The organism is Pseudomonas sp. CNPSo 3701 (assembly GCF_028674975.1).
GTDB lineage: Bacteria > Pseudomonadota > Gammaproteobacteria > Pseudomonadales > Pseudomonadaceae > Aquipseudomonas > Aquipseudomonas straminea.
Map to the genome: position 1 here is coordinate 500,740 of NZ_JAQZSI010000004.1, position 15,225 is coordinate 515,964.

General features: G+C 60.5%; 17 protein-coding genes and 1 pseudogene. 8 read left to right on the forward strand and 10 right to left on the reverse strand.

From position 1 onward, the window contains the following. Nucleotides 1-6: 6 nt before the first annotated feature. The 5 genes from ruvB to aspS form a co-directional block, all read right to left on the reverse strand. Entirely contained in the window at nucleotides 7-1,062 is a 1,056-nt protein-coding gene (gene ruvB / locus PVA39_RS14645; protein WP_274124661.1) for a Holliday junction branch migration DNA helicase RuvB, read from the reverse strand. Continuing rightward, nucleotides 1,063-1,668: a Holliday junction branch migration protein RuvA gene (gene ruvA, locus PVA39_RS14650; protein ID WP_013790635.1), complete on the reverse strand. Its 606-nt coding sequence runs from the start codon at nucleotides 1,666-1,668 to the stop codon at nucleotides 1,063-1,065. It abuts the gene before it with no gap. A gap of 84 nt (nucleotides 1,669-1,752) precedes the next feature. After that, on the reverse strand, nucleotides 1,753-2,277 hold the full coding sequence (ruvC, locus tag PVA39_RS14655; protein ID WP_075932110.1) for a crossover junction endodeoxyribonuclease RuvC: 525 nt from the start codon (nucleotides 2,275-2,277) through the stop codon (nucleotides 1,753-1,755). 187 nt (nucleotides 2,278-2,464) lie between these two features. Continuing rightward, the gene (locus tag PVA39_RS14660) at nucleotides 2,465-3,211 is read right to left on the reverse strand and encodes a YebC/PmpR family DNA-binding transcriptional regulator (RefSeq protein ID WP_274124662.1); all 747 of its coding nucleotides are present in this window, start codon (nucleotides 3,209-3,211) and stop codon (nucleotides 2,465-2,467) included. A 100-nt stretch (nucleotides 3,212-3,311) separates the two neighbouring features. Continuing rightward, nucleotides 3,312-5,087: an aspartate--tRNA ligase gene (gene aspS, locus PVA39_RS14665; protein ID WP_274124663.1), complete on the reverse strand. Its 1,776-nt coding sequence runs from the start codon at nucleotides 5,085-5,087 to the stop codon at nucleotides 3,312-3,314. A gap of 284 nt (nucleotides 5,088-5,371) precedes the next feature. Between aspS and PVA39_RS14670 the strand changes: the two genes are divergently transcribed. From PVA39_RS14670 to PVA39_RS14675, 3 genes and pseudogenes are all read left to right on the forward strand, one after another. Beyond that, nucleotides 5,372-5,842 (forward strand): Dps family protein, encoded by a 471-nt coding sequence (locus tag PVA39_RS14670; RefSeq protein WP_013790631.1) that lies wholly within the window; start codon nucleotides 5,372-5,374, stop codon nucleotides 5,840-5,842. A 243-nt stretch (nucleotides 5,843-6,085) separates the two neighbouring features. Then, a pseudogene (locus PVA39_RS23310) lies at nucleotides 6,086-6,403 on the forward strand (cold shock domain-containing protein membrane protein); the annotation flags it as partial. A 57-nt stretch (nucleotides 6,404-6,460) separates the two neighbouring features. Continuing rightward, on the forward strand, nucleotides 6,461-6,685 hold the full coding sequence (locus tag PVA39_RS14675; protein ID WP_167359775.1) for a cold-shock protein: 225 nt from the start codon (nucleotides 6,461-6,463) through the stop codon (nucleotides 6,683-6,685). 58 nt (nucleotides 6,686-6,743) lie between these two features. On the opposite strand, the gene PVA39_RS14680 is transcribed toward PVA39_RS14675, so the two are convergent. Both PVA39_RS14680 and PVA39_RS14685 read right to left on the reverse strand, forming a co-directional pair. Then, on the reverse strand, nucleotides 6,744-6,950 hold the full coding sequence (locus PVA39_RS14680) for a SlyX family protein (RefSeq protein WP_027909644.1): 207 nt from the start codon (nucleotides 6,948-6,950) through the stop codon (nucleotides 6,744-6,746). After that, a complete protein-coding gene (locus tag PVA39_RS14685; RefSeq protein ID WP_093502717.1) occupies nucleotides 6,951-7,376 on the reverse strand; it encodes an HIT family protein in 426 nt (141 codons plus the stop codon). Nucleotides 7,377-8,020: 644 nt separating this feature from the next. Between PVA39_RS14685 and PVA39_RS14690 the strand changes: the two genes are divergently transcribed. The 3 genes from PVA39_RS14690 (at nucleotide 8,021) to PVA39_RS14700 (ending at nucleotide 12,214) form a co-directional block, all read left to right on the forward strand. Next, on the forward strand, nucleotides 8,021-9,319 hold the full coding sequence (locus PVA39_RS14690) for an OprD family porin (protein WP_274124664.1): 1,299 nt from the start codon (nucleotides 8,021-8,023) through the stop codon (nucleotides 9,317-9,319). 208 nt (nucleotides 9,320-9,527) lie between these two features. Beyond that, a complete protein-coding gene (locus tag PVA39_RS14695; protein ID WP_274124665.1) occupies nucleotides 9,528-11,243 on the forward strand; it encodes a proline--tRNA ligase in 1,716 nt (571 codons plus the stop codon). Nucleotides 11,244-11,260: 17 nt separating this feature from the next. Beyond that, nucleotides 11,261-12,214 (forward strand): hypothetical protein, encoded by a 954-nt coding sequence (locus PVA39_RS14700; protein ID WP_274124666.1) that lies wholly within the window; start codon nucleotides 11,261-11,263, stop codon nucleotides 12,212-12,214. A gap of 4 nt (nucleotides 12,215-12,218) precedes the next feature. Here the strand turns inward: PVA39_RS14700 and PVA39_RS14705 are convergent, their stop codons facing one another. Both PVA39_RS14705 and PVA39_RS14710 read right to left on the reverse strand, forming a co-directional pair. Further along, nucleotides 12,219-12,494: an acylphosphatase gene (locus PVA39_RS14705; RefSeq protein WP_274124667.1), complete on the reverse strand. Its 276-nt coding sequence runs from the start codon at nucleotides 12,492-12,494 to the stop codon at nucleotides 12,219-12,221. Between the two features lie 4 nt (nucleotides 12,495-12,498). After that, entirely contained in the window at nucleotides 12,499-12,978 is a 480-nt protein-coding gene (locus PVA39_RS14710; protein ID WP_274124668.1) for a TlpA disulfide reductase family protein, read from the reverse strand. A gap of 30 nt (nucleotides 12,979-13,008) precedes the next feature. Between PVA39_RS14710 and PVA39_RS14715 the strand changes: the two genes are divergently transcribed. Beyond that, nucleotides 13,009-14,409, forward strand: a complete 1,401-nt coding sequence (locus tag PVA39_RS14715; protein ID WP_274124669.1) for a PilZ domain-containing protein — start codon at nucleotides 13,009-13,011, stop codon at nucleotides 14,407-14,409. A gap of 103 nt (nucleotides 14,410-14,512) precedes the next feature. Further along, entirely contained in the window at nucleotides 14,513-14,911 is a 399-nt protein-coding gene (locus PVA39_RS14720) for a hypothetical protein (RefSeq protein WP_274124670.1), read from the forward strand. Here PVA39_RS14720 and PVA39_RS14725 read toward each other — a convergent pair. Continuing rightward, nucleotides 14,896-15,102: a hypothetical protein gene (locus PVA39_RS14725; RefSeq protein ID WP_274124671.1), complete on the reverse strand. Its 207-nt coding sequence runs from the start codon at nucleotides 15,100-15,102 to the stop codon at nucleotides 14,896-14,898. The genes PVA39_RS14720 and PVA39_RS14725 overlap by 16 nt on opposite strands. Between the last annotated feature and the right edge of the window lie 123 nt (nucleotides 15,103-15,225).

The following is a 15,225-nucleotide window of genomic DNA, read 5'->3' on the forward strand; positions in this document are numbered from 1 at the left end:
TTTTTTTCATGGCGCGCCTCCATCGTTGAATAGGTCGAGCGTCGGGCGCTCGTCCATGCGCTTGGGAGCATTTAGGCCAAAGTGCAAATAGGCGTGACGGGTCACAACACGTCCTCTGGGCGTGCGCATGATGTAACCCTGCTGAATCAGGTACGGCTCGAGCACGTCCTCGATGGTGTGGCGCTCTTCGCTGATCGCCGCGGCCAGACTGTCGACGCCCACCGGGCCGCCGTCGAACTTCTCGATCATGGTCAACAACAGGCGCCGATCCTGGTGATCGAAGCCGCGCTCATCGACATCCAGCAGGTTCAACGCCAGGTCGGCGACCTGCTGGGTAATGGCGCCCTGACCGCGCACCTCAGCGAAGTCGCGTACCCGGCGCAATAGGCGGTTGGCAATACGCGGCGTACCACGCGCCCGACGAGCGATCTCCACGGCGCCGCGCGCTTCGATGGGCAGACCAAGGATGCCAGCGGCACGGCTGACGATGGTGGCCAGGTCCTCGGTGTTGTAGAACTCCAGACGCTGGACGATCCCGAAACGGTCGCGCAGTGGATTGGTGAGCATGCCAGCGCGAGTGGTGGCGCCGACCAGGGTGAACGGCGGCAGATCCAGCTTGATCGAGCGGGCCGCCGGGCCTTCGCCAATCATGATATCGAGCTGGAAATCTTCCATCGCCGGGTACAGGACTTCCTCGACGATGGGCGAGAGACGATGAATTTCATCGATGAACAGCACGTCGCCTGGCTCGAGATTGGTCAACAAGGCCGCCAGGTCACCCGGGCGCTCGAGCACCGGGCCCGATGTGCTTTTGATGGAGACCTGCATTTCCTGGGCGATGATGTTGGCCAGGGTGGTCTTGCCAAGGCCAGGCGGGCCGAAGATCAGGGTGTGATCGAGTGATTCCTTGCGCCCACGCGCCGCCTGGATGAACAGCTCCATCTGCTCGCGCACCACCGGCTGACCGATGTACTCGGCCAACTTGAGCGGACGAATGGCGCGGTCGACCTGCTCGTCGCGGTCGCGACTGCCCGCCGTCACCAACCTGTCGGCATCGAGCATCTAGAGCATTCCTTTCAGCGCGCGGCGGATCATGTCTTCACTACTCAATCCATCTTCTTTGACTGCCGAAACGGCGCGACTGGCTTCCTGAGGCTTGTAGCCCAGCGAGATAAGCGCACTCACCGCATCATTCTCCGCGCTTGAGACTGCGCCTCCAGCACGAGGTTCAACCACCAGTGGCGCCATGCCAGGCACCGCTTCCCAGGCCTTGAAGCGATCCTTGAGCTCGACCAGCAGACGCTCGGCGGTCTTCTTGCCGACGCCGGGAATCTTCACCAGCGCGGCGGTATCCTGAGCTTGCACACAGCGCACCAGCTCGTCGATTTCCAACCCGGACATCAACGCCAGTGCGAGCTTCGGGCCGACGCCGTTGAGCCGGATCAGCTCACGAAACAGCTCGCGCTCGCGCTTCTCGAAAAAGCCGTACAGCAGGTGAGCATCCTCGCGTACCACCAGATGGGTGTGCAGGGTCAGCGGCTCGCCTACGGGGGGCAAACGGTACAACGTGGTCATGGGGACTTCCAGCTCATAGCCCAGACCATTCACATCCAGAATCAAATGCGGCGGCTGCTTTTCCGCCAGGGTGCCGCGTAAACGTCCGATCACCGACGCATTCCTCACATAGAAGATTCAATACCGTTCAAGGTCACGCGCAGCTCGCAACAAGCCGCTACCGACCAGAACGAATACTTATAAACGAAGCCGGCCGCCGCGCCGTTTGGCGCTAGCCAGGCCATGGGGAATCAGGCTTTGCCGGTGGTGGGCGTGGCACAGAGCGATCCCCAGGGCATCGGAGGCATCGATCTGCGGCTTCTTCACCAGCTTGAGTAAGTGCATGACCATCATCTGCACCTGTTCTTTGTCGGCGCCGCCGGTGCCGACCACCGCCTGCTTGACCTGGGTGGCGGTGTACTCGCTGACCTCCAGGCCCGCCTCGACCGCCGCGACGATGGCCGCGCCGCGCGCCTGGCCTAGCTTGAGCGCGGAATCGGCGTTGCGCGCCATGAATACCTGCTCGATGCCCATGGTCACTGGGCCGAAGGTGCGGATCACCTCGCTCACGCCACGAAACACGATCTGCAAGCGCTCGGCCAACGGCCCGGCGCCGGTACGAATGCACCCTGAGGCCACGTACTCGCAGGTGCGCCCGGTATCGCGTATCACCCCGTAGCCGGTAATGCGGGAACCGGGGTCGATTCCCAGAATCAGCGTCATGCCCGTCATCCACCTGTGGCCTGGCAGCCACACTGTCTATTTATCCAGGCGCGAGTATAGGGGCCTCAGGCAGCAGCCGTCACTCAAAGGATTCGCCCAGCCATCCGAACTGCCGACCGCCGAAACGCACCCATAAAAAAGCCGGAAGCGCGCAACGGCAAACTTCCGGCTCGGATGCAGCGATGGATCAGCCCAACTGCTCCATGATTTCGTCGGAAACCTCGGCGTTGTGATAGACGTTCTGCACGTCATCCAGATCTTCAAGCATGTCGATCAGCTTGAAGACTTTCTGCGCGGTTTCCAGATCGGTGATCGGCGCGCTGATCGACGGGATCATGGCGATCTCCGCTTCCTCGGCCTTGAAACCGGCAGCGGCCAGGGCCTCGTTGACGGCATGAAACTCGGTGAAGCTGGTCGACACCAGAGCTGCGCCCTCCTCGCCCATTTCCACGTCGTCGGCACCGGCCTCGAGCGCCGCTTCCATCAAGGCGTCTTCATCTACCGAGGCAAAGCTGATCTGCCCCTTGCGCTCGAACATGTAGGCGACCGAACCATCGGTACCCAGGTTGCCGCCGCATTTGGTGAAGGCGTGACGCACCTCGGCAGCGGTACGGTTACGGTTGTCGGTCATCACTTCGACGATGATCGCCACGCCACTCGACGCATAGCCTTCATAGCTGAATTCGACGACGTTGTCGGCTTCGTTGTTGCCGGCGCCGCGGGCGATGGCACGGTCGATCACGTCACGCGACATGTTGTTGGTCAGCGCCTTGTCGACGGCCAGACGCAGGCGCGGGTTATCCGCCGGGATCGGCCCGCCGTGCTTGGCGGCGACCGTCAGCTCACGAATCAGCTTGGTGAAGATCTTGCCGCGCTTGGCGTCCTGACGCCCCTTGCGGTGCTTGATGTTGGCCCATTTGGAATGACCGGCCATATTCAACTCCAACTTTTTGCTTGGTTGCGAAGGTGTGAGAGTTCGAGTCTCTCCACCCCATTAACAGAGAAGCCTGGATAACCAGGCTTCTTGTGTCGGCTTATTCGGCCTTGGGTTGCTCGCGCAGGCGAATATGCAATTCACGCAGCGACTTGCCATCCACCACACCCGGCGCCTGAGTCATGACGCAGGCAGCGCTCTGGGTTTTCGGGAAGGCGATCACTTCACGAATCGAGCTGGCACCGGTCATCAGCATCACCAGGCGGTCAAGGCCAAAGGCCAGACCACCGTGGGGCGGCGCACCGTACTTGAGGGCGTCGAGCAGGAAGCCGAACTTCTCCTGCTGCTCGTCTTCGCTGATGCCGAGCACACGGAACACGGTCTGCTGCATGGCCTTGTCGTGGATACGGATCGAACCGCCACCCAGCTCGGTACCGTTCAGTACCAGGTCGTAGGCGCGCGACAGGGCGGCGGCCGGGTTGGCCTCCAGCTCTTGTGGCGAGCACTTGGGCGAGGTGAACGGATGGTGCATGGCGGTCAGGCTGCCGTCGTCGTTCTCTTCGAACATCGGGAAGTCGACGACCCACAGCGGCGCCCACTCGGCAGTCAGCAGATTGAGGTCATGGCCGAGCTTGATGCGCAGCGCGCCCAGGGCATCACAGACCACCTTGGCGCGGTCGGCACCGAAGAACACGATGTCACCGTCCACGGCACCAACGCGATCGAGAATGGTGTTGAGGTTCGGTTCGGCGATGTTCTTGACGATCGGCGACTGCAGACCTTCCACACCCTTGGCGCGCTCGTTGACTTTGATATAGGCCAGCCCCTTGGCGCCGTAGTTACCGACGAACTTGGTGTAGTCGTCGATCTGCTTGCGCGGCATGCTCGCCCCGCCTGGTACGCGCAGCGCGGCAACACGACCTTTCGGGTCGTTGGCCGGGCCGGAGAAGACCTTGAAGTCGACGTCCTTGAGTTGATCGGCAACGTCGACCAGCTCCATCGGGATACGCAGGTCCGGCTTGTCGGAACCAAAGCGACGCATGGCCTCGGCCAGGGTCATATGCGGCAGTTCGCCGAACTCGACGTCCAGCACTTCCTTGAATAGGTTGCGGATCATGGTCTCGGTGAGGTGCATGATCTCGGCTTCGCCCAGGAAGCTGGTCTCGATGTCGATCTGGGTGAATTCCGGCTGGCGGTCGGCACGCAGGTCTTCGTCGCGGAAGCACTTGGCGATCTGGTAGTAACGGTCGAAGCCGGCCACCATCAACAGCTGCTTGAACAGCTGCGGCGACTGCGGCAGGGCGAAGAAGCTACCCGCGTGGGTACGGCTCGGCACTAGGTAATCACGGGCGCCTTCGGGGGTGGCTCGAGTGAGGATCGGCGTCTCGACGTCCAGGAAGCCATTGTCGTCCAGGTAACGACGGATGCTCGAGGTGATGCGCGAGCGCAGCTTGAGCTTCTCGGCCATTTCCGGGCGACGCAGGTCGATGAAGCGATAACGCAGGCGCGTCTCCTCACCCACATCGGTGTATTCGTTGAGCGGGAACGGCGGGGTTTCCGCTTCGTTGAGCACTTCCAGCTCGTAACCCAGCACTTCGATGGCGCCGGACGCCATGTTGGCATTGCGCGCACCTTCGGGACGCAGACGCACCTTGCCTGTGATCTTCACCACGTACTCGCTGCGCACGCGGTCGGCCTTGGCGAAGGTGTCGGCACGATCCGGATCGAACACCACCTGAGCCAGGCCTTCGCGGTCACGGATATCGAGGAAGATAACGCCACCGTGGTCACGACGACGGTGAACCCATCCACACAGGGTGATTTCCTGGCCATCCAGGCTTTCGTTCAACTGGCCGCAATAGTGGCTGCGCATCATGATCGGGTTCGCTTCTCTGATCGGTTCTGGATTCGTCGACATCGCCTACCAAAAGGGCAAGGCGCCTGAGCCGCACGCGTGAAAAGGGCGGAATTATATAGGCTTTATTGACAAGGCGCAGCACGTGATGCGCGCCACCGCCCGGGCAAATGAGCTGAACCCGTTAGCCGCGATTGATTCAAAGCATGACCGTCATTGAGACGAAGCCGACGCATGTGACGAACGGTCATGATAGGATTTTTGCCATCGACCTTTTAACCATTGGCCCAATCAGGAGAGCCCCCATGGAAATCAATATCGGCATCGCCGAACAGGATCGCGAAGCCATCGCCGAAGGCCTGTCGCGCCTGCTCGCAGACACTTATACCCTGTACCTGAAAACCCATAACTTCCACTGGAACGTCACCGGCCCGATGTTCAACACCCTGCACCTGATGTTCGAGGCGCAGTACACCGAGCTGGCACTGGCGGTCGACGCCATCGCCGAGCGCATTCGCGCGCTGGGCTTCCCGGCGCCGGGCACCTACGCCGCCTATGCCCGCCTCTCCTCCATCAAGGAAGAAGAAGGCGTGCCGAGCGCTGACGAGATGATCAAGCTGCTCGTGCAGGGCCAGGAAGCGGTGGTGCGCACTGCGCGCGGTATCTTCCCGCTGCTCGACAAGGTCAGCGACGAGCCGACCGCCGATCTGCTGACCCAACGCATGCAGGTCCACGAAAAAACCGCGTGGATGCTGCGCAGCCTGCTGGCTGCCTGATCGCCACACCAACAGGGCTGCCATGGTAGCCCTGTTTCGTTTCATACCGCCACAGCCGCCTACCCAGCGCCGCCCATTTGAGTAGCCCTTCTCTTTGCTGTTAAATACGCCCCGTGCCGCCATCCCGACTCATGGGCCGGCGCATAGGCTGGCCCTCCCGAACCTTCATCGCCCTTACGTCACGGCAAATCGCGTGGAGCCAGCTGTTCCTGGTGATCCTTTTATCGAGTGAGTGCGTTGAACATGTTTAAAATCGTCCACCTGCTGGTGGGGCTGTCGGCCCTGCTGTTATCCATCGCCCCCGGCCTAAATGACGGCCAGTCGTTCCTGCAACACCCCGATGCGCTGTGCCTAGCACTCTTTGGCTTTCTCAACCTACTGCTGGCTACGCAGTTTCCGCTGTGGCACAGCAATGCCCGTCAACATCTGCAAAACCTGGCGTGCGCCCTGCTGATCCTCGGCACTTTGCTGCAAGCGCTGATTCTGCTTGCCCCCTTGCCGCTCATCGCCGAGCAACCTGCCCTGCTGTTCAGCCTGCTGATCATCTCTCTGGCCGTTGCTCTGCACCTGGGCACCAACCTGCGCTTCGACAGAAAGAAGGCAGCGCCGCAAGCCGATCTGGGTGACCGCGAGACCGGCACCGTGAAGTGGTTCAACACCTCGAAGGGGTTTGGCTTCATCTCCCGCGACGCTGGCGAAGATATCTTCGTGCACTTTCGCGCGATCCGTGGCGAAGGCCACCGCGTTCTAGTGGAAGGCCAACGCGTGGAGTTTTCCGTGATGCAGCGCGACAAGGGCCTGCAGGCAGAAGACGTGATCGCCGCCCTGCCGACACGGCGCTGATCCGCCAACCAGCGAAAAGCCCCGCGATGCGGGGCTTTTTCATTTATGGCGCCCGCTCTCAATAATGGGGTGGCGGCGCCTCATCTTGCGAGGCACTGAAGGGGCTGACTTCCTCCTGACGCTTGGCCAGCGCCTGGATTTGCACCTGCAAGCGCTCGATCAGCTTTTGCTGCTCCACCAACGCGTCATTCAGGGCCTGGATGGTGTCATCCTGAAAGGCCTGACGGCTTTCCAGCTCGACGATGCGTTCTTCGAGCGCCGTCATTCAAACCTCCCCGACACGATACTGACGCGGCATGGCAGAGCGCAGCTTGTCACGCAGAGCGGTCACCTGCGCCTCTTCGTAAGGCTTGGCAGGATGCCGCCCCCACACCGGAGCGGGCCAGGCATCATCATCACGGTAACGCACGATCACATGCATATGCAGCTGACTGACCACGTTACCTAGGGTGGCGATATTGATCTTATCGGCCTTGAATGCATCCTTGAGCACCTCGCCCAGCAGTGCAGTTTCTGCCCACAACGCCTGCTGGTCCTCGGCACTGAGCTGAAACACCTCACTGACGTCTTCGCGTCGCGGCACCAGAATGAACCAGGGGTAACGGGCATCGTTACTTAGCAGCACGCGACTTAGCGGCAGATCCCCTAGCACGAAGGTGTCCTGCTGCAGACGCGAATCCAGTACGAACATTTGCTCACCTCATCTCGACAAACCGCCCACCAAGAGGGCGCCAATAGAGGCGGCAGCATACCCGCCAAGGTATTGAAAATTAACCCCGAACAAGCGCACCAAAACCATGCACACCTTCGCTACTGCGCGCACCATATTGTTTCCCAAAGTAAACATTCAGACTTGATCGAAATCGCCAAGTAAAACTCATTATCAACAAAACACGCATATAAATAGCTAGCTACTAAAAAGCACACTAACCAGCTCACTAAAAATCGAATGATTACGTCGACAATCTGTACTTTCCAGCGATAAAAAGCAGTTCGGCGCCATTATTTACAGGCGCTTCAGGATTTTGAGCACGCCTTTTGCTTATATGCTCGCAGCGCTCCCTGATGGGGCTCCGCGGTAACGCTTGGAGGCCCTGTAATAGAGCTGTAAACCGTTGGATGGTACTTAGCAGGTAGGATTTACCTGATTACGACCTGCCGCTTGCGCTTAGCGACAGACGCATAGGTTGCAACGAAGTGGATAGATCGAAACTATCGCCAATACAAAGTGCCGTGCTATAAGTTCCATCCGACACAAAAAGAAATAGAGCTGCTCGCCATAACAACCTTATTGAGCAGCGGCAGTACTCTTCTAAACCAAAGGAGCAAATCACGATGCGAGTGATGAAGTGGAGCGTAATCGCCCTGGCTGTGGCTGCGGGTACCTCTCAGATGGCAGTGGCTTCGGAACAGTCCGAGTCCAAGGGTTTCATCGAAGACAGCAGCTTCGATATTTTCAACCGCGTTCTCTACATGAACCGTGATTTCAAAAATGGCGCAGCCAATGGTGCTAGCCAATCTGCCAATCCGGCCGGCTATCGCGAAGAAACAGGCCTTGGCATTCGCCTGCTTTATGAGTCCGGTTTCACCCAAGGCACAGTTGGCTTCGGCCTTGACGCTCACAGCCTGAGCAGCATCAAAATCGACAGCGGTCGTGGCCGCTATGGTACCGGCCAATTCGGTCAAACCAGCGATGGTCGCGGCGAAGACACGCAGACTGAAGTTGGCGGTGCAGTCAAGTTCCGTATTTCAAACACTGTACTGAAATACGGTAACCAATTCGTTGCCAGCCCTGTTTTCAGCACTGACGATAGCCGTATCGTGCCTGAGGTAGCTACCGGGACGTACATCACCAGCAAGGAAATCGAAGGCCTGGAACTGAGCGCGGGTCGCTTTACCGCATTGAGCAGCCAAACAGCGACTGGGCGCGACACCGTTGTCATGGGTGCCGCTGATAGCACCCTCAAATCAGCAAATATTGCTGGCGCGAGCTATGCATTCACCGAAAACTTTACTGGCGCAATTCATGCCTCTGACGTTGATGACTTCTTCAAGAAGCAGTATGTCAACCTCAACTACAACCTGCCGCTGAGCGACTCTCAGGCTCTTAACTTTGACCTGAATGCATACAAGACCAAGAGCCAAGGTCAAGAGCTGGCAGGCGATGTAGACAACAAACTGTGGAGCCTGGCAGTAGCCTACTCCCTGGGTGCACACAAGTTCACCCTGGCTCATCAGCGCTCCTCTGGCAGCAGCGCCTACGCCTACGGCGTTGATGGCAACGGCACCATCTTCACGGCTAACTCTGTTCAGTTCTCCGACTTTGACCGCCAAGACGAGCGCTCCTGGCAAGCCCGTTATGACTTGAATATGGCTACGTATGGCGTACCTGGTCTGAGCTTCATGACCCGCTATGTCTACGGTGACAATATCAATACTGGCGTTGGCGAGGAAGGCAAAGAGCACGAATTCGACTTCGAAACCAAGTATGTCGTTCAGGATGGCCCAGCCAAAGACCTGTCCTTCCGTCTGCGCAGTGCAGTCTGGCGTGCTAATGGCGTTCAAAATGCCGAATACGGTGCGGATAACAACGATGTCCGTCTGATCATCGACTACCCGCTCAGCGTTCTGTAATCGCGCGCGAGCCTGACAGCAGTTCAGAAACCCGGCTCCGGCCGGGTTTTTTATTGCAGCGTAAATACATAAGTCCCGTCGGCAGGCGAACCACTCCAACACCCACCAAACCCCAACACTGACACCTCCCATCCTGTACGCCACCGGCCTCGCGCCGTACAATGCCGAGCCATAAAATCCCCCTTCGCAACCGACAGAACGGCCCATCATGCGCACCAGTCAGTTCCTGCTTTCGACCCTCAAAGAAACGCCCTCCGATGCTGTCGTAATCAGCCACCAGCTCCTGCTGCGCGCCGGCATGATCCGCAAGCTCGCCTCCGGCCTGTACACCTGGCTGCCGATGGGCCTGCGCACCCTGCGCAAGGTGGAAAGAATCGTGCGTGAAGAGATGGACGCTGCCGGCGCGCTGGAAGTGTTGATGCCGGCAATACAGCCAGCGGAGCTGTGGCAGGAGTCTGGTCGCTGGGTGCAGTACGGGCCGGAGCTGCTACGCATCAAGGATCGTCATGATCGTGAGTTCTGCGTGGGCCCGACCCACGAAGAAGTAATCACCGATCTGGCCCGCAACGAGTTGAACAGCTACAAGCAACTGCCGCTGAACCTTTACCAGATCCAGACCAAGTTCCGCGACGAGATCCGTCCGCGCTTCGGCCTGATGCGCGGTCGCGAGTTCATCATGAAGGACGCCTACTCCTTCCATGCCGACCAGGCATCTCTGCAGCAGACCTACGACCGCATGCATCAGGCCTACTGCAACATCTTTACCCGCCTGGGCCTGAACTTCCGCCCGGTAGTGGCGGACAACGGCTCCATCGGCGGCGCTGGCTCCCACGAATTTCACGTACTGGCCGAATCAGGTGAAGACGATATCGTCTTCAGCAACGCTTCCGATTACGCCGCCAACATCGAGAAGGCCGAAGCCATTCCTCGCGAGTCCGCCCGCCCGGCGCCGAGCGAAGAGCTGCGTCTGGTCGACACCCCGAACGCCAAGACCATTCAGCAGCTGGTCGAGGGCTACGACCTGCCCATCGAACGCACCATCAAGACGCTGATCGTGCATGCCGAAGAAGAAGGCAAGCTGATCGCGCTGATCGTTCGTGGCGATCACGAGCTGAACGAGATCAAGGCCGCCAACCAGCCTGGTGTCGCCAGCCCGCTGGTAATGGCCTCGGATGCCGAGCTGCGCGACGCCATCGGTGCCGGTGCTGGTTCCCTGGGCCCGCTGAATCTGCCGCTGCCGATCATCATCGACCGCTCGGTGGAACTGATGAGCGACTTCGCCATCGGCGCCAACATCGACGACAAGCACTACTTCGGCGTGAACTGGGAGCGCGACCTGCCGGTACCGACCGTTGCCGACCTGCGCAACGTGGTGGCTGGCGACCCGAGCCCGGATGGCAAAGGCACCCTGGAGATCAAGCGCGGCATCGAAGTCGGGCACATCTTTCAGCTGGGCACCAAGTACAGCGAGGCAATGAACTGCCAGGTACTGGGCGAGAACGGCAAGCCGGTCGTACTGAGCATGGGTTGCTACGGTATCGGCGTATCGCGCGTGGTCGCTGCGGCCATCGAACAGAATAGCGACGAGCGCGGCATTATCTGGAACGATGCCCTGGCGCCCTTCCAGATCGCCCTGGTACCGCTGCGTTACGAAACCGATGCCGTACGCGAGGCGACCGACAAGTTGTACGGCGAACTGACCGCCGCCGGCTTCGAAGTATTGCTGGATGACCGTGACAAAAAGACCAGTCCGGGCATCAAATTCGCAGACATGGAGTTGATCGGCATTCCGCATCGTATTGTGGTCAGCGACCGCGGCCTGGCCGAAGGCAACCTGGAGTACAAGAGCCGTCTGGAAACCGAGGCTCAGCCAGTCGCCGTCGACGAGATCCTGCCGTTCATCCAGAACCGTATCCGCCGCTGACCCGCCAAAGAGCCGTCATGTTCAAGCGAAGCACCCTACGCCTTCTCGGCGCCACCACCTGTGGCGCCTTCTTCCTCGCTGGCTGCGCCAACCATCTGCCGCAGCGCAGCGAGCACGAGGAACGTGTCGAACGCAAACTGCTGAGCCACAGCCTGCAGATCGACGTGGGGCAGCCCGAGGTGCTGGAGCTGCCGCAGCGGCGGGTGCGCGTGAACGAACAGAAGGTCTTCGAGGTGACGCCGTTCGAGGTGACCCGCCACTACGACCGCTACACGCCTTACCAGCCGTGGCGCGAGATCTATGAAATCCCGCTGGGCGCAGTGGCAATCGTCGGCGGCATTGGCGCCAACGTGCTCAATGTGGTGGCCCTGGGGCGCATTCCGGATACCGCCACCAAGGACTGGATCAGCTACGGCGTGGCGGGTATCAACCCGTTCATGAACGTGGAATCCAATGGCCGCTCGCAGCAAAACCTGGCCGGTATCGACGAAAAGCGTCAGGAGACCCGCACGGACTATTCCAGCCTGCCCTGGGCCGAACGCCCTGTGACCATCAAGGCCGGCACACAGACCCACGAGCTGCTCACCGACCGCAATGGCGTGCTGCGACTCAACCTGCTCGACGGCCCGTTCGCTGATCAGGACATCGCCCGTGTCGGCACCCTGGTACTGAGCGTGACCGACGAGCAGGACGCCACCAGCGCCGAGGCAACGCTACTGGTCAGTCGCACGCTGCGCGGCAAGCTGCGTGAGGCTCATGACCTGATCTACGACGACCTCGAAGGCGCGGACGTCGAGCAATGGGTGCACCGCGTCAAGCGCCTGTCCGACCTGGGGTTGGAGGAAGAGGCCAGCGAGCTGGAGCAGAGCCTGATCGAGCTGACCCGCAACGATCCGGAACTGCAGGCCGAATTTCTCAATTCGCTCACACAAAAAGCCGGCCGGCTGGCTGCCGACCCGGGCGAAGACTAGTTCGTTAACGGCGAATCTCGAAGTGCTGTGCATCCTGTATCGGATGCTCACTCAGCGTTAGCGATACTACGCGAGCACCTGAAGGTCCGCGCTCGAGCCACTGGGCCAGTGAATGTACAGCGCCCTCCTCACCCTCGAACAAGACCTCGACACGGCCATCGGCCAGATTGCGCACCCAGCCTGATAGCTGCAAGCGCCGGGCTTCGCTAGCCGTGCTCTGGCGAAAACCGACGCCCTGCACACGCCCTTCGACATAAGCGTGACGGCAGATGATGTTCATGGTCTCAACCCTCCTGACGCAGCGCCGCCAGCCGCGCCTTGAGACCTTCGGCGGTCTGTTCACCAAGCAGACGCTCACGAACTTTGCCCTGATCGTCAACGATATAGGTAACCGGCAGGGCGTCACTGGGCGGTAAACCGAGACGTTCGGCAGGATCCTTGGCCAACACGGTGAACTCGATACCCAGCGCCTCGGCCGCCTTGCTGAGCTCTTCGCCCTGCAAGCCGTCGAAATTCACGCCGAAGAGGCCGATGGACTGCTTCTCCAGTTCGGGCGCCAGGCCGTTCAGTTCGGGTATCTCCGAACGACAAGGCCCGCACCATTCGGCCCAATAATTGATAACCAGCCACTGGCCTTCAAGGCGCTCAACCGCTACCTTCTGCCCATGCTGGTCGACACCCACGTCTGCCTTGCAACCTGCCAGCACCGCAGCGGCTATGAGCAGCATCATCAGCCCGATGACTCGCGGGAATCGCTCTACCATGGAAACGGTCCTCATATCGATAAGGTTGCTATGACACTGGATGCCCTGCAGCTCGCTGTACCCGACGCGCTTCAGACCGACTCGATCGACCAGGCCACCCTCGGCACAAGCCTGAGCGCCTCTCGCCAGTTGCCGCCGGAAGCCGGCCTGCAAGAAGTGATCACCCGACTCGCGCACCTGAATCGCAGCGCAATGACCTTACTCGAAAGACAGAGGGCGCTGCAAAACTTCAGTGACGAGTATCGCTACTACAGCGCTTCGGGCAGCCTTCCCGCCAACGCCGAACACCAGCTGCAACTGTGCAATGAGCTCGCCATTGGCTACAAGCGTCTGCTGCTGCAGATACTGCAGGGTCACAAGCCATCTCAGCCGCACCTGGCCTGGTGCCTTTACATGGCTCAGCACTTTATCGCCCAAACCTTGCTGCGCCATTTCCAGCAGTACCGTGAAGCAGATGCCAGCCTCTGGCAGGACAGCCACCTGCTCTACTGGCTGGGCGAGCAGCATGGCTGTCTCGACGAGCCGGTAGCCGCGGCATTTACGCCTATACCGGCCGACACCCTGCGCGGGCTCTATCAGCAGATATTGCTGCTGGCCCTGAGCAACCCGCCGCACCTGCAGCCGGAAGAATGTCAGCGACTGTTCGCCGCCCTGGCCCCGCTGGCAGCGCTTGCCCGCCTGCTGCCTTGGGATGCGGAGGACAAATCCGAAGGCCCGCTGATCGATCTGCAGCGTCCGCAGCCGTGCCTGACCTATCAGCAACGCCCGCAGGCTGGCGATGAAAGCCTGCGGCGCCTGGAGCTGGGCGCCCTGCTGGTGGCACTTGGTGAGCCTGCGCCACTGCGCAGCGCAGGTGAACGCGAGCTGCTCGAGCGGGTGCATCATCACTGGCTGGGCACCGATCAGCGTCGCCATTCGCGCACCCCGCAACAAAGCGATTGCCGGCTGGCCATCGGTATACCGGCCATCCATGCCCAGCTTCTGCAGCAGCGGCCGCAATGCACACCAGGCCAGATTCTCGATATCGGCCCGGGCGGCGCACGCCTGCTCTGCCCGGCACACGTCGCCCACAGCCTGCCGGTTGGTCAGTTGGTGCTGTTGATTGCCGACAGCGACGTGCTGGCCCTGGTGTGCTGGCGACATCTCAACGACGACGGATTTCACCTGGGCCTTCGCTACCTAAAGGGGCTGGCACAACCGACCTGGCTCAGGCGCGCGCCCAGCAGCCAGGCACATCTCGGTATTCTGCAGAGCACGCCGAAACCCCGAGAGGGCTGGCACCACGGCCTGTGGGTGCCGCACAACCAGTTCAGCGACGGCGAAAACCTGTGGCTGCAACTGCCCAGCGCGGTCAACCAGAACCGACTGCAGCTGCCAGCGTGCAACCTGGCCAGTGCCACGGTAAGCCGTCACCCGCTGGAACTGCCCTGAATGAGAAGCCGGTCACCCGTAAGGGCGGCCTGGCGCACAGTTTGAGCAAGGGCACCGTCCTTATACTTACCCGTTGACGTCCTTCGCCAGCCAGGGAATCCGCATGCCTAACGCCCATGACACACTGATCGGCCAGGTCCCCGCCCATCTGATCCAGAGCGCCCACCTGCAATTGACTGACTATGACGGGCGGGTGGCCGAGTTCAACGTGGCCGCCTGGCTGCATCTGCCCGGCCAGGCCGGCAGCCTGGTATCCCTGCAGGTTCGCTATCGCGACGGCGAGCAGATCCGCTCAGTCAACCTGGATCACGCCAAGGTCGGCGCCCAGGACAGGATCCTACTTTCCGGTATCGCACGCCTACCAGTGGCGCAACGGATCGAGGACATGCAGATACGTCTGCGCTCGGCTCAGCTGCAGGTCGAGGTGAAAGTCGAAGAGCTTTTCGTACAGGCCGTCGAAGCGACGATTGCGCAAACGCTGGTTGGTCAGGCCAACGCCTGATTGACCTCGGCAGACGCATCGCAGAGCCCCTGGCGAGGCTGATCACCTGCTACCGCCGCAGTAGCGGTGGTGGTCACCAAGGACTCGGGCCAGCGACTGAAACGCAGCCCGGTGATGCGATTCAGATTCTCCAGCGCACGCTCGCTATCACGAGCATGGAGCATCACGACCTTGGCGGATGGTTTGAGCATTGTTCTTTCTCTGGATGGTGCAACATCGGCTGAAAGTGCATAGCCAGAAGCATGCCAGCTTGCTGACGCCAATCAGCCGGCACCACAGGGTAGCACCGAGATATCAGACTGAACATCAACAAG

Excerpts from the sequence above, each read along its gene's own strand:
- PVA39_RS14690 (WP_274124664.1), top strand. The coding sequence starts at position 8,021 with ATGCGAGTGATGAAGTGGAGCGTAATCGCCCTGGCTGTGGCTGCGGGT.
- PVA39_RS14705 (WP_274124667.1), bottom strand. The coding sequence starts at position 12,494 with ATGAACATCATCTGCCGTCACGCTTATGTCGAAGGGCGTGTGCAGGGC.
- ruvC (WP_075932110.1), bottom strand. The coding sequence starts at position 2,277 with ATGACGCTGATTCTGGGAATCGACCCCGGTTCCCGCATTACCGGCTAC.
- PVA39_RS14710 (WP_274124668.1), bottom strand. The coding sequence starts at position 12,978 with ATGGTAGAGCGATTCCCGCGAGTCATCGGGCTGATGATGCTGCTCATA.
- aspS (WP_274124663.1), bottom strand. The coding sequence starts at position 5,087 with ATGATGCGCAGCCACTATTGCGGCCAGTTGAACGAAAGCCTGGATGGC.
- PVA39_RS14725 (WP_274124671.1), bottom strand. The coding sequence starts at position 15,102 with ATGCTCAAACCATCCGCCAAGGTCGTGATGCTCCATGCTCGTGATAGC.
- PVA39_RS14680 (WP_027909644.1), bottom strand. The coding sequence starts at position 6,950 with ATGACGGCGCTCGAAGAACGCATCGTCGAGCTGGAAAGCCGTCAGGCC.
- PVA39_RS14685 (WP_093502717.1), bottom strand. The coding sequence starts at position 7,376 with ATGTTCGTACTGGATTCGCGTCTGCAGCAGGACACCTTCGTGCTAGGG.
- PVA39_RS14670 (WP_013790631.1), top strand. The coding sequence starts at position 5,372 with ATGGAAATCAATATCGGCATCGCCGAACAGGATCGCGAAGCCATCGCC.
- PVA39_RS14720 (WP_274124670.1), top strand. The coding sequence starts at position 14,513 with ATGCCTAACGCCCATGACACACTGATCGGCCAGGTCCCCGCCCATCTG.
- PVA39_RS14695 (WP_274124665.1), top strand. The coding sequence starts at position 9,528 with ATGCGCACCAGTCAGTTCCTGCTTTCGACCCTCAAAGAAACGCCCTCC.
- PVA39_RS14700 (WP_274124666.1), top strand. The coding sequence starts at position 11,261 with ATGTTCAAGCGAAGCACCCTACGCCTTCTCGGCGCCACCACCTGTGGC.
- PVA39_RS14660 (WP_274124662.1), bottom strand. The coding sequence starts at position 3,211 with ATGGCCGGTCATTCCAAATGGGCCAACATCAAGCACCGCAAGGGGCGT.
- PVA39_RS14715 (WP_274124669.1), top strand. The coding sequence starts at position 13,009 with ATGACACTGGATGCCCTGCAGCTCGCTGTACCCGACGCGCTTCAGACC.
- ruvB (WP_274124661.1), bottom strand. The coding sequence starts at position 1,062 with ATGCTCGATGCCGACAGGTTGGTGACGGCGGGCAGTCGCGACCGCGAC.